The sequence below is a fragment of the Micromonospora sp. KC213 genome, from assembly GCF_004348325.1.
Classification (GTDB): domain Bacteria; phylum Actinomycetota; class Actinomycetes; order Mycobacteriales; family Micromonosporaceae; genus Micromonospora.
Window position 1 is genome coordinate 1 of sequence record NZ_SMKF01000167.1, and the last position, 12,910, is coordinate 12,910.

A 12,910-nucleotide genomic window follows, 5' to 3' on the forward strand; every position below is an offset into this window, starting at 1 on the left:
TCGCCAGCCAGTCCGCCATCCGGCGACGCGTTCCTGACCCCCGGCGACGACACCACCAGTGCCGGGCGTGACGCGGGACCCGCGGGTGACCGACCCACCCCGGGTGCCGGGCGTGACGCGGGACCGGCCGGTGACCTACCCACTCCACAGGCGAGCGACGACGGCCCGGTGGGCGGGTCGGGGAACGAGACTGTGGCGGCCGGGCGGAGCCGGGGACGGCTGCGGTCGGTGGCCGCTGCGGTGACCACCGCGCTGGCCCTCGTGCTGCTGTTCGGGCTGCTGACCGCCCCGAACCAGCTGGACCAGCTCAGTCCGGCGGTGTTCCTGCGGATCCCGGTGGAGGCGCTGGTCGCCGGGGCGCTGCTGCTGGTGCTGCGCGGCTGGGCCCGCCGCGCGGCGGCGGTGACGCTCGGGGTCGGTCTCGCGCTGCTCGCCATCGTCAAGCTCCTCGACATGGGCATGGCCGCCAGCCTGGCCCGCAACTTCAACCTGATCTACGACTGGGGGTTGCTCGCCGACGCGTACGCGTTCGTCCGTGAGTCGGTCGGTCGCCCCGGCGCGCTCGGCGCGCTCGTCGGATTGGTCGCCCTGCTCGCGGGACTGCTGGTGCTGAGTGTGCGGGCGATGCTGCGGCTGACCCGGCTGGTGGCCGCGCACAACCGGACGGCGGTCCGGGTGCTCGCGGCGCTGGCCGTCATCTGGGTCGCCGGTGCGACGCTCGGGGTGCCGGTGGCGGACCGCCGCTCGACGGCGCTGGTGGAGCACCACGCCCGCCAGGTCGGCAAGGCGCTGCACGACCGCAAGGAGTTCGCGGAGGCGACGCGGGTCGACGCCTTCCGGGACGTCCCCGGCGACCAGTTGCTGGCCGGTCTGCGGGGCAGGGACGTCGTGCTGGCGTTCGTGGAGAGCTACGGCCGGGACGCGGTGCAGAACCCGGAGTACGCGCCCAAGATCAACGCGCTGCTCGACAGCGGCTACCGGCGGTTGAACGCCGCCGGCTTCGGCGCGCGCAGTGGTTTCCTCACCTCGCCGACGGTGGGCGGCGGTAGCTGGTTGGCGCACGACACCCTGCTGGCCGGCGTCTGGGTCGACAACGAGCAGCGCCACTCCACCCTCCTGGACAGCGACCGGCTCACCCTCAACCGCGCCTTCGGCCAAGCCGGCTGGGACACCGTCGGGGTGATGCCGGCAGCCCTCAAACCGTGGCCGGAGGGGAAGTTCTTCGGCTACGAGCGGTACTACGACGCGGCCGCCCTGAACTATCGTGGCCCGAAGTTCAACTTCGCCCCGATGCCCGACCAGTACACCCTGGCGGAGTTCCAGCGACGAGAACGGGCCCGACCCGACCGGGCACCGGTCATGGCGGAGATTCCGCTGATCTCCAGTCACTCACCGTGGGGGGCGATCCCCCGGCTGCTGGACTGGAACCACATCGGCGACGGGTCGATCTACAAGCGCCCCACCTCGGTGGCCGCCAACCCGCCGCTCGGCGGTCGCAGCCTCGCCGAGATCCGCACCGGCTACCGGCGGTCGGTGGAGTACACGCTGAACTCGCTGATCTCGTACGTGCAGACCTACGGCGACGACAGACTGGTGCTGGTGTTCCTCGGCGACCACCAGCCCTCGCCGGTGATCACCGGCCAGAACGCCAGCCGCGACGTGCCGATCACCATCGTCACCCGCGACCCGGCGGTGCTGGCGCGCGTGTCCGAATGGAACTGGCACGAGGGGTTGCGCCCCGGCCCGGACGCGCCGGTCTGGCGGATGGACACCTTCCGGGACCGGTTCCTCACCACGTTCGGCTCGCCGCCCTCGGTGCCCGTCGCCGCCCCGCCGACGCGCTGACCGCCCCGGTTCTCCTTTGCTCACCGTGTCGGGCCCGCTCTCCCCGGCTGCTCGCGGGGAGTCGGTCCGGACGACCCCGGCCGGCGGTCCTGACGCCGCCGGCCGGGCGCGTACGGCATCACGCCGGCCGCGCGGGGCACGGCGACGGTACGCGCGGGCGGTGTGCGCGTGGTCAGGCGGCTGCGGCGGTACGCGAGTGGCGCTGCGGCAGGGTGGGCAGCGCCCCCTCCCGTGCCGGCCACTGCTCGTCGTCGTACCGTGGCCCGGTGCGCTCCTGCGGAGCCGTTCCGGCCAGCACCAGCGCGCGCCGTGCGTTGCGGGTCGCCTCGCACGGCCAGGCCTGGCCGTCACAGAGCAGGTTGTCGCAGTGGCCCGTCTCGTCGGGCTGGTGCGCCTCGGCCACGTCGGTGGCGAGCCGCCACAGTAGCGGGTCGGTCACTCCCTCGGGAGTGCGTCCCCGGCCTCGCGGCTGTTGATCGGTCTCCGGCACGGTCTCCCCCTTTGTGGTCACGGGGAAAGTCTCCACCCGCCGCCGGCGTAAACGCAGGGTGACGTGGTCAACGCCACGACGATGCGGTTGACCGGCCCGTGGGTGGGCACCAGCACCCCATGAACCGACACGTGACGGCGCAGAACCTGGGAGCGTGGCTGCTCAAGGGAAACGCCGACGTCGGGGACCTTGACGCCCGGCTCGCCGCCGACCCATGGGTCGGCGGGTGGTGCGTGCGTCCGGGCTACCGGGTGCGGATGATGACCGGGGGGCAGCCGGTCGTGCTCTGGGCCAGTGGCAGCCGCCGGGCCCGGGGCTACGGCGTCTGGGGAGTCGGCCGGGTCACCGGCCCGCCCGTACCGGGCCGGCCGGGACAGCCGTGGACGGTGCCGCTCGACCTGGCCGTCCTCGACCCGCCGGACCGGGTGCCCCGTGCGGTGCTGCGCGCCGATCCCCGGCTGGTCGGGGCCGAGGTGTTGCGGCAGCCGATGGGAGCGAACCCGTCCTGGTTGACCGTGGTCGAGTACGCCGCGCTGGGTGAGCACCTTCCGCCGCCGGGAGACCGGACGGGCCGGGATCAACCGCCGACCGGTCGGCATGGTCCGGCCGGTGCGGGGTAGCTCCCGTGGCACCCGAACGAAGGTGAGGCGGTCGAGCATGGCGGGTTCGTGGTTGATGGGCGACAGCGTCCGGCCGGCACCGGGGGAGCGCCCGACGGCCGTGCTGGTGGCGGTGCGCCCACAGGACGGGGGCGACGGCACCGGGCCGGGCAGCGAGACCTCCCTGACCGAGCTGCGCCGGCTCGCCGACACCGACGGGCTCACCGTGGCGGAGGCTGTGGTGCAGAGCCGGCCCCGCCCCGACCCGGCCACCTACCTGGGGTCGGGCAAGGTCGACGAACTGACCGTGGTCGCCGAGCGTACCGGCGCCGACGTGGTGATCGCCGACGGGGAACTCAGCCCCGGGCAGGTGCGCAACCTGGAGGAACGGGTCGGGGTGCGGGTGGTCGACCGCACCGCCCTCATCCTCGACATCTTCGCCGAGCACGCCCGTACCAGCGAGGGGCGGGTGCAGGTGGAGCTGGCGCAGATCGCGTACCAGCTGCCCCGGCTGCGCGGCGACGGGCGGTCGATGTCGAGGGTCGGTGGTGGGCGGATGGCCGGCGGCGCGGGCATGGGTGTGCGTGGTCCCGGTGAGATGCGGCTGGAGACGCAGCGTCGCCGGCTGCGGGACCGGGCGACCCGGCTGCGCCGCAGCGCGGCCGAGGTCGGCCGCCGGCGGGAACGCACCCGGGGCCGCCGGGCCCGCAACCAGGTGCCCTCGGTGGCGCTCACCGGTTACACCAACGCCGGCAAGTCGGCGTTGCTCAACCGGCTGACCGGCTCGGACGCCCAGGTGCAGGACGTGCTCTTCGCGACGCTGGACCCGACGGTGCGCCGGATCTCCACCGGCCAGCTCACCTACACGGTCACCGACACCGTCGGCTTCGTCCGGCACCTGCCGCACCAACTGGTGGACGCCTTCGGCTCCACCCTGGAGGAGGTCACCCGCAGCGACCTCGCGCTGCACGTGGTGGACGCCGCCGCCCCGGACGCCCTGGACCAGATCACCACCGTGCACGGCGTGCTGCACGAGATCGGCGCGGGGAACGTGCCCGAGTTGCTCGTGCTGAACAAGATCGACGTTGCGCCGCCGGAGTACGTCGGGGCGTTGTGCCGGGCGTACCCGGAGGCGGTGCCGGTCTCGGCGCGGACCGGGCAGGGCATCGAGGCCCTGCGCACGGCGCTGGCCGCCCGACTGGCCGCACGGTGAGGAGCGGACCGAGATTGCCCCGGCTCGCCGGGTTTGGGGCGGCCCGTCCGGGGCATCCCCGGGCACACGAACGTCAACGGGGGTGACTGAGATGGTGAACCGGCCCGGTACCGGGCGCGGGACGGGGGCGTCCCCGGTCCGTCGCGCCGCGCAGGTCGTCGGTGTGGTGTTCCTGCTGGTGGGGCTGCTCGGGTTCATTCCGGGTATCACCACCGACTACGACACGATGAAGTTCGCCGGGCACGAGTCGCAGGCGAAGCTGCTCGGGCTCTTCCAGGTGTCGATCCTGCACAACATCGTGCACCTGCTCTTCGGGGTCGCCGGGCTCGCCCTGGCCCGCAGCGCGTCGGGTGCGCGTTCCTACCTGATCGGCGGGGGCGCGATCTACCTGGTGCTCTGGCTCTACGGTCTGGTCGTCGGACACGACAGCCCGGCCAACTTCGTGCCGCTGAACACCGCCGACAACTGGCTGCACCTGTTCCTGGGCGTCGGCATGATCGCCCTCGGGGTGGCGCTGACCCGCCGTCAGGGCGGTTCCCGGCACTGAGCTTCCGTCCCTCTGTCCGACGACGCCGCGCTTCCACCGGAGCGCGGCGTCGTCGTGTGACGGATCCCCGCGCATCTTGCCTATGCAACTTGTTGCATAGCAGGATGCCGGTATGGCCCTCGAACACGCGATCCTGGTCGCCCTGCTGGAGCAGCCGGCATCCGGATACGAGCTGGCCCGCCGCTTCGACCGCTCCATCGGCCGGTTCTGGACCGCCACCCACCAGCAGATCTACCGGGTGCTCAGACGGATGGAGACCGACGGCTGGGTCACCGCCGAACAGGTCGACCAGGAGGGCCGGCCGGACAAGCGTCGCTGGTCCGCCGCGCCCGCCGGCCGGGCCGCCCTCACCGAGTGGCTGCACGCGCCCGTGCAACCCGAGGCGGTCCGGCACGAACTGGCCGTCAAGATCCGCGGCGCGGCCTTCGCCGACCCGGCCGGCCGCGCCGCGCTCGTCGTCGAGGTCGAGCGGTACCGCGCCGACCACGAGGCCCTCCTGGCCCGCTACCTCGCCGGGGAGCGCCGTGACTTTCCCGACGTCGCCGCCCCGGACGCCCGCGCCGCGCTGCAGCACGTCGTGCTGCGCGGCGGCATCGCGTACGAGCGGATGGTGCTGGCCTGGCTCGACGACGTCCTCGTCACCCTGCGCGCCCTGGACCACTGACCCGACCCACCATCCTCAGGAAGGACCCCCATGCCGGCGTCGCCGCTGCTCAACCCGCACACCTACGACCCCGCCCACCTCGACCCCGAGTCCCGGCGGCTGCTGCGCGCCACCGTCGACTTCTTCGAGCAGCGCGGCAAGAAGGCCCTCGTCGACAGCTACAACCGGCACGACTGGTACGGCGACTTCCTCGACTTCGCCGCCAAGGAGGGCCTCTTCGCCGCCTTCTGCACCCCGGCCTCCGACGGCGGCGGCGACCCGGCCAAACGGTGGGACACCGCCCGCAACGCCGCGCTCAGCGAGGTGCTCGGCTTCTACGGCCTCGGCTACTGGTACGCCTGGCAGGTCACCGTCCTCGGTCTCGGCCCGGTCTGGCAGAGCGCCAACACCGCCGCCCGGGCCCGCGCCGCCGCCCTGCTCGACTCCGGGCACGTGATGGCCTTCGGCCTCTCCGAGCGCAGCCACGGCGCCGACATCTACTCCACCGACATGCTGCTCACCCCCGACGGCGAAGGCGGGTTCCGGGCCACCGGCGGCAAGTACTACATCGGCAACGGCAACGTCGCCGGCCTGGTCTCCGTCTTCGGCCGCCGCACCGACGTCGACGGCCCCGACGGGTACGTCTTCTTCGCCGCCGACAGCCGGCACCCGGCGTACCGGTTGGTGCGCAACGTGGTCAACGCGCAGATGTTCGTCAGCGAGTTCCGCCTGGAGGACTACCCGGTGCGCGCCGAGGACGTGCTGCACACCGGCCGGGCCGCCTTCGACGCCGCACTCAACACGGTCAACGTCGGCAAGTTCAACCTCTGCACCGCCAGCATCGGCATCTGCGAACACGCCATGTACGAGGCGGTCACCCACGCCCACAACCGGGTCCTCTACGGCCGACGGGTCACCGACTTCCCGCACGTACGCCGCGAACTGACCGACGCGTACGCCCGCCTGGTGGCGATGAAGGCGTTCAGCGACCGGGCCGTCGACTACTTCCGGTCGGCCGGCCCGGACGACCGCCGCTACCTGCTGTTCAACCCGATGACCAAGATGAAGGTGACCACCGAGGGCGAGAAGGTGATCGACCTGCTCTGGGACGTCATCGCCGCCAAGGGCTTCGAGGCCGACACCTACTTCGACAAGGCCGCCCGGGACATACGCGGCCTGCCCAAGCTGGAGGGCACCGTACACGTCAACCTGGCGCTGATCCTCAAGTTCATGGCGAACTACCTGTTCGCCCCCGCCGAGTTCCCGCCGGTGCCGACCCGCCACGACCCGACCGACGACGAGTTCCTGTTCCGGCAGGGCCCCGCGCGTGGCCTGGGCGAGATCCGCTTCCACGACTGGCGGGCCGGGTACGCCGCGCACGCCCACCTGCCGAACGTGGCCCGGTTCACCGAGCAGGCCGACGGACTCCGTACGCTGCTCGCCGGGCACGCCCCGACCGAGGAGCAGCAGCGGGACCTTGACTTCCTGCTCGCCGTCGGGCAGCTCTTCGCGCTGGTCGTCTACGGCCAGCTCATCCTGGAGCAGGCCGCGCTGACCGGCCTGGACGCCGACCTGCTGGACGAGATCTTCGACATCCTGGTGCGCGACTTCTCCGCCCACGCCACGGAACTGCACGGCAAGACAGCCACCAGCGACGAGCAGGCCGCCTGGGCGCTCGCCCACGTCCGGCGCCCGGTCGCCGACCCGGAGCGCACCGCCCGGGTCTGGGCTCAGGTCACCGCCCTGGTCGGGGTGTACGAGATGAACCCCTGACAGAGGCGCTCGGCCCGGTCGGCCCCGGCGCCGGCCTCAGTCGGTCGGCGTGGGCGGTGCGCGGACTGCGGCAGGCTGCGGTGTCGCGGGGTCGGGGGCGGCGTCGGATGGTCGTTGTGGGGGCGTACCGGAGGCGGTGGCCGGGTCTGCGTGACCCGGCCACCGACCCACGGACCTCAGGCCCGGCCGCGTTCGGCGCGGTAGCGGCGGATCAGCGCCGCGGTGGAGGAGTCCACGTCGGACAGGTCCGGCGCGTCCCCGGTGAGCTTCGGCGCCAACTGGTTGGCCATCACCTTGCCCAACTCCACGCCCCACTGGTCGAAGGGGTTGATGTCCCAGATCGCGCCCTCGGTGAACACGATGTGCTCGTACAGGGCTATGAGCTGCCCCAGCGTCGACGGGGTGAGCTTCGCCGCGATGATCGAGGTGGTCGGGTGGTTGCCCGGCATCACCCGGTGCGCCACCACCTCGGGCTTCGTGCCCTCTGCCTCGACCTGCTCCCGGGTCCGGCCGAAGGCCAGCGCGGCGGTCTGGGCGAAGAAGTTCGACATGAACAGGTCGTGCATGTCGCCGAGGTCGTGGTGGGGCTGGCTGAACGCGATGAAGTCCGCCGGAATCAGTCGGGTGCCCTGGTGGATGAGCTGGTAGAAGGCGTGCTGGCCGTTGGTGCCGGGCTCGCCCCAGAAGATCTCGCCGGTGTCGTGGTCCACGGGCGTGCCGTCCACCGTCACCGACTTGCCGTTGCTCTCCATGGTCAACTGCTGCAGGTATGCCGGGAACCGGTGCAGGTACTGCGAGTACGGCAGCACCGCGTGGGTCTGCGCGCCGAGGAAGTTCGTGTACCAGACGTTCAGCAGGCCCATCAGAACCGGCACGTTGCGCTCCACCGGCGTGGTCCGGAAGTGCTCGTCCACGGCGTGGTAGCCGGCCAGCATCTCCCGGAACCGGTCCGGGCCGATCGCCAGCATCACCGACAGGCCCACCGCCGAGGGCAGCGAGTACCGGCCACCCACCCAGTCCCAGAAGCCGAACATGTTCTCCGGGTCGATGCCGAAGTCGACGACCCGCTGCTCGTTGGTGCTGACCGCGACGAAGTGCCGGGCGATCGCCGACTCGCCCTCGACGTCCAGCCCGGCCAGCAGCCATGCCTTCGCCTGCTGGGCGTTGGCCAGGGTCTCCTGGGTGGAGAAGGTCTTCGACACCACGACGAACAGGGTGGTCGCCGGGTCCAGGTCGTGCGTCTTGTCGTGGATGTCGGTCGGGTCGATGTTGGAGACGAACCGGCAGGAGATCCCCGCGTCCCGGTACGCCTTCAACGCCTCGTACGCCATCACCGGGCCCAAATCCGACCCGCCGATGCCGATGTTGACCACCGTGCTGATCCGCTCGCCGGTGTGCCCCCGCCACTGCCCCGAGCGGACCCGCTCGGCGAACGCCGCCATCCGGTCCAGCACCCGGTGCACGTCGGCGACGACGTCCTGGCCGTTGACCGTCAGCGAGGCATCCCGAGGCAGGCGCAGCGCGGTGTGCAGCACCGCCCGGTCCTCGGTGACGTTGATGTGCTCCCCGGCGAACATCGCGGCGATCCGGTCGGTGAGGCGTACCCGCTCGGCCAGCGCGGCGAGCAGCGCCAGCGTCTCGTCGGTGACGAGGTTCTTGCTGTAGTCGACGTGCAGGTCGGCGACCTCGCCGGTGAGCCGCTCACCCCGGCGTCCGTCCGCGGCGAACAACTCCTGCAGGTGGGTGCCGCGCATCGTCTCGGCGTGCTTGTGCAGCGCCTGCCATTCGTCGGTGGTGGTCACGCTCGCAGCCATCGGGTCGATCTTCTCCTTCACGACGTTCGGCGGGCGGCGGCCGGCCCGCCGGCCGCCGGCTCGCCCCCCAGCCTGCCACCCGGCTCGCGGGCGCGCGACGCGACGCGGCGGCGGCCCTGCGTACGGTGGCCGGCGATCCACCATTGCGACACCTGTGCGACACGCCGAACACCCGCAGACACCGTGCGATCGCGGACAGTAGGCTCGCCTCCGTCCCGCATCCCTCACCCCGGGAGGCTCCATGGCGACGGTCACCGGTCCACGCCGCGCGCCCGACGCCGACACCCCGTCCGACGACGGGATCGACCTGCCCGAGCTGGAGGACGGCCACTGGATGCACCACGCCACCCGGTTCGCGCACACCAGCTTCCGGGCGGTCGCCCGGCGGCTGCCGTACCTGGTGGCCGAGGCCGTCCGGCTCGCCTGGTCGACCAACCGGCGGGACACCGCCGTGACGATCGGGTTGAACCTGGCCGCCGGGGTGATGACCACGCTCGGGCTGCTGGCCACCACCGGCGTGCTGCGCGAGTTGTTCGCCGCCGGGCCCACCCCGGACCGGGTCCGCGCCGCGCTACCGGCCCTGGCCCTGGCCGCGGCGGCGGTGACGGCCAAGGGCACGTTGACCGTCTGCGCCGGCTGGGCACAGGCCCGGCTGATCCCGCAGATCAACTACGCGGTGGAGCTGCGGCTGTTCGAGGCGACCACGGCGGTGGAACTGGCCGCCTTCGACGATGCCGGGTTCGCCGAGGAGATGGACCGGGTCCGGGACCGGGGGATGGCCGAGGCGGCGTCCATCGTCGACCACACCGTCAACCTGATCACCGGGCTGGTGGGGGTGCTCGCCACCGCCGCGGCGGTGACCGTGGTCCAGCCGGTGCTGCTGCCCTGCCTGTTGCTCGCGGCGGTGCCCGAGGCGGTCACCGCGGTGCGGATGGCCCGCCGGCAGTACCTGGCGATGCTGGCCCGGATCACCCGTCGCCGGCGCATGTGGATGCTGGCGCACCTGATGGCCAACCGGCACACCGCCGCCGAGGTGCGGGCCTACCAGATGCGTGACTTCCTGCTCGCCGAGTACCGCCGGATGATGACGGTGGAGACCCGGGCGCAGTTGCGCCTGGCCCGGGAGCAGAGCCGCACCCGGGCCGTCGGGATGTCCGTCGGCGGGGTCGCCATCTTCGCCGTGTACGCCCTGCTCGGTGGGTTGCTGTTGACCGGGGTGGTGGCCCTGGCCGCCGCGGCGACGGCCCTGCTGGCCCTGCAGTCGGCCCGATCCAGCCTCGCCGTCGCCGTGTTCGCCACCAACAACCTCTACGAGGACGCCCTCTACTACCAGGACTACCGCGACTTCCTGGACCGGGCCGGCGAGCGGGTCGCCATCGGCGAGGGCCGTCCCACCAGCGGCTTCGACACCATCGAGCTGGACCGGGTCAGCCTGCGCTACCCAGACACCGACACCGCCGCCGTGGACGACGTCAGCCTCACCATCCGCCGCGGCGAGGTGGTCGCCCTGGTCGGGGAGAACGGCTCCGGCAAGACCACCCTCGCCAAGTTGATCGCCGGCCTCTACCGACCCACCGGCGGTACGATCAGGTGGGACGGCGTCGACACCGCCGAGCTGGACCCGGCCCAGGCCGCCGCCCAGGTCGCCGTCATGACGCAGGACTGGTGGAAGTTCCCCTTCACCGCCGGGCAGAACATCCGCATCGGTCGCTACGACCGCCCCGCCGACCGGGGTGGGCCGAGCATCGAGGAGGCTGCCCGGGCCGCCGCCGCGCACGACATGATCGTCGACCTGCCGTTCGGGTACGACACGCTGCTCGACCGGGAGTTCAAGAACGGCCAGGACCTTTCCGGTGGCCAGTGGCAGCGCCTGGTCGCCGCCCGCAGCCTCTACCGGGACGCCCGGCTGCTGATCTGCGACGAACCGTCGGCGGCGCTGGACGCCCGCGCCGAACACGCGCTCTTCCGGCATCTGCGTCGTCGCCCGGATCGGGCCGTCGTGCTCATCACGCACCGGCTGGCCAACGTGCGGCACGCCGACCAGATCTTCGTCATGCGACACGGCCGGCTCGTGCAGCGCGGCAGCCACGACGAGTTGATGGCCGCCGGCGGGCTCTACCGCGAGCTGTTCGAACTCCAGGCCAGCGGCTACCTGGCGCGGGCTGCCGGCGCGGGCGGGCCGGAGGAGCGCTGACCGCCTTCCGGCCGGTCGTGGCGGTGGCGCGCGCCGAACCAATCGATTTTCGTTGAACTATCGGAAACATTTCAGTACCGTCGGGGGCGGGAACGTCTCGACCACGTGGCTGACACCGCAGGTCCGGCAGTCCCGGCGCGGTGTCAGGGCGACCGTGCCGGAGGCGAAGCGCGCGGAGCCGGTCGCCGCGCCGGGCGATGGTCGAGCCGGCGATCTCCCGTACCCCACCACTGTCGAAAGGCAATCAGCCATGAGCCACGTCCCAGTTCGCGCCCCGGCGCGTTCGACGAGCCGAGCCCGGCTACGCGCCGTCCTCGTCGGTGTCGTCGCCGGTGCCGCAGCCCTCGGCGTCACCGTGACGATGACACCCAGCGCCAACGCCGCCACCACTCTGGGCGCCTCCGCGGCCCAGAGTGGTCGGTATTTCGGTACGGCGGTGGCGGCGCAGAGGTTGAACGATTCGGCGTACACCACGATTTTGAATCGTGAGTTCAATCAGGTCACGCCGGAGAACGAGATGAAGATCGACGCGACGGAGCCGCAGCAGGGGGTGTTCACCTTCGGCAGCGCCGATCGGATCGTGCAGCACGCGCGTAGCCGGGGTATGAAGGTGCGTGGGCACACCCTGGCGTGGCATTCGCAGCAGCCGGGGTGGATGCAGAACATGTCCGGCGCCGCGTTGCGTAACGCCATGTTGAACCATGTGACGCAGGTGGCGCGGCATTTCCGGGGTCAGGTCGAGTGGTGGGACGTGGTGAACGAGGCGTTCGCCGATGGTCCCAGCGGCGCGCGGCGTGACTCGAACCTGCAGCGCACGGGCAACGACTGGATCGAGGCGGCGTTCCGGGCGGCGGACGCGGCGGATCCGGACGCGCAGCTGTGCTACAACGACTACAACACCGACAACTGGAACGACGCGAAGACCCAGGCCGTGTACCGGATGGTGCGGGACTTCAAGAGCCGTGGGGTGCCGATCGACTGTGTCGGGTTGCAGTCGCACTTCACCGGCGGGTCGAACTACCCGAGCAACTACCGCACGACCCTGTCGAGCTTCGCCGCTTTGGGCGTGGACGTGCACATCACCGAGTTGGACATCCGTAACGCCCCGTCGGACGCGTACCGCAACGTGGTCAACGACTGCCTCGCCGTCGCCCGCTGCAAGGGCATCACGGTGTGGGGCATCCGCGACTCCGACTCGTGGCGCTCCGGAGAGAGCCCCCTGCTGTTCGACCGTAGCGGCAACAAGAAACCCGCCTACAACGCCGTCCTCACCGCACTGAACAGCGCCAGCCCGACAACCCCTCCGACGACGCCTCCGCCGACGACGCCGCCGACGACGCCTCCGACCACCCCACCGACGACGCCTCCGACCACGCCGCCCGGTAACGCTGGCTGCACCGCCAGCGTCTCGGTGGACGCCTGGACCGGTGGCTTCGTCGCCACGGTGCGGGTGACCGCCGGCTCCAGCGCGATCAGGGGCTGGAGCGTGGGCGTGACCCTGCCCGGCGGATCAGCGATCACCAACACCTGGAGCGCGCAGCGGAGCGGCACCAGCGGTGCCGTGACGTTCCGCAACGTCGACTACAACGGCAGCGTGGCGGCCGGAGCCAGCACCTCGTTCGGCTTCCAGGGCACCGGCGCCCCGCCGTCGGGCACCCCCACCTGCACCGCCAGCTGACCGCCCGGCCCCACCCGTCCCCACCTCGGCCTCGTCGATCATGAAGTCGGTGGCACTCGAAGTGATCAACTGTGCCGTCAACTTCATGATCGGCGAGCCGGGCGGGTATGGTCG

General features: G+C 71.8%; 10 protein-coding genes. 8 read left to right on the plus strand and 2 right to left on the minus strand.

The annotated features are described in order from the left end of the window. The coding region (locus E1166_RS24940; RefSeq protein WP_207914495.1) for a hypothetical protein at positions 1-1,845 on the plus strand (1,845 nt) is incomplete at its 5' end. A gap of 172 nt (positions 1,846-2,017) precedes the next feature. Here E1166_RS24940 and E1166_RS24945 read toward each other — a convergent pair. Continuing rightward, entirely contained in the window at positions 2,018-2,335 is a 318-nt protein-coding gene (locus E1166_RS24945; RefSeq protein WP_132342386.1) for a hypothetical protein, read from the minus strand. A 119-nt stretch (positions 2,336-2,454) separates the two neighbouring features. On the opposite strand from E1166_RS24945, the gene E1166_RS24950 reads away from it, so the two are divergent. The 5 genes from E1166_RS24950 to E1166_RS24970 all read left to right on the plus strand — a co-directional run bounded on the left by E1166_RS24950 (position 2,455) and on the right by E1166_RS24970 (position 7,110). After that, positions 2,455-2,955, plus strand: a complete 501-nt coding sequence (locus E1166_RS24950) for a hypothetical protein (RefSeq protein ID WP_207914501.1) — start codon at positions 2,455-2,457, stop codon at positions 2,953-2,955. A 37-nt stretch (positions 2,956-2,992) separates the two neighbouring features. After that, complete coding sequence (gene hflX / locus E1166_RS24955; protein WP_132342381.1) at positions 2,993-4,147, plus strand: GTPase HflX; 1,155 nt, start codon at positions 2,993-2,995, stop codon at positions 4,145-4,147. 91 nt (positions 4,148-4,238) lie between these two features. Then, entirely contained in the window at positions 4,239-4,694 is a 456-nt protein-coding gene (locus tag E1166_RS24960) for a DUF4383 domain-containing protein (RefSeq protein ID WP_132342387.1), read from the plus strand. A gap of 112 nt (positions 4,695-4,806) precedes the next feature. Next, entirely contained in the window at positions 4,807-5,358 is a 552-nt protein-coding gene (locus tag E1166_RS24965) for a PadR family transcriptional regulator (RefSeq protein ID WP_132270707.1), read from the plus strand. Positions 5,359-5,388: 30 nt separating this feature from the next. After that, on the plus strand, positions 5,389-7,110 hold the full coding sequence (locus tag E1166_RS24970; RefSeq protein ID WP_132342382.1) for an acyl-CoA dehydrogenase: 1,722 nt from the start codon (positions 5,389-5,391) through the stop codon (positions 7,108-7,110). 176 nt (positions 7,111-7,286) lie between these two features. Here E1166_RS24970 and pgi read toward each other — a convergent pair whose 3' ends face one another. Continuing rightward, complete coding sequence (pgi, locus tag E1166_RS24975) at positions 7,287-8,924, minus strand: glucose-6-phosphate isomerase (RefSeq protein ID WP_132342383.1); 1,638 nt, start codon at positions 8,922-8,924, stop codon at positions 7,287-7,289. A 241-nt stretch (positions 8,925-9,165) separates the two neighbouring features. Here pgi and E1166_RS24980 point away from each other — a divergent pair, with 241 nt between their 5' ends. Then, positions 9,166-11,118 (plus strand): ABC transporter ATP-binding protein, encoded by a 1,953-nt coding sequence (locus E1166_RS24980; RefSeq protein ID WP_132342384.1) that lies wholly within the window; start codon positions 9,166-9,168, stop codon positions 11,116-11,118. Positions 11,119-11,368: 250 nt separating this feature from the next. Next, positions 11,369-12,796 (plus strand): endo-1,4-beta-xylanase, encoded by a 1,428-nt coding sequence (locus E1166_RS24985; RefSeq protein WP_132342385.1) that lies wholly within the window; start codon positions 11,369-11,371, stop codon positions 12,794-12,796. Positions 12,797-12,910: the final 114 nt, after the last annotated feature.

Excerpts from the sequence above, each read along its gene's own strand:
- E1166_RS24965 (WP_132270707.1), top strand. The coding sequence starts at position 4,807 with ATGGCCCTCGAACACGCGATCCTGGTCGCCCTGCTGGAGCAGCCGGCA.
- hflX (WP_132342381.1), top strand. The coding sequence starts at position 2,993 with ATGGCGGGTTCGTGGTTGATGGGCGACAGCGTCCGGCCGGCACCGGGG.
- E1166_RS24980 (WP_132342384.1), top strand. The coding sequence starts at position 9,166 with ATGGCGACGGTCACCGGTCCACGCCGCGCGCCCGACGCCGACACCCCG.
- E1166_RS24960 (WP_132342387.1), top strand. The coding sequence starts at position 4,239 with ATGGTGAACCGGCCCGGTACCGGGCGCGGGACGGGGGCGTCCCCGGTC.
- E1166_RS24970 (WP_132342382.1), top strand. The coding sequence starts at position 5,389 with ATGCCGGCGTCGCCGCTGCTCAACCCGCACACCTACGACCCCGCCCAC.
- E1166_RS24950 (WP_207914501.1), top strand. The coding sequence starts at position 2,455 with ATGAACCGACACGTGACGGCGCAGAACCTGGGAGCGTGGCTGCTCAAG.
- E1166_RS24985 (WP_132342385.1), top strand. The coding sequence starts at position 11,369 with ATGAGCCACGTCCCAGTTCGCGCCCCGGCGCGTTCGACGAGCCGAGCC.
- pgi (WP_132342383.1), bottom strand. The coding sequence starts at position 8,924 with ATGGCTGCGAGCGTGACCACCACCGACGAATGGCAGGCGCTGCACAAG.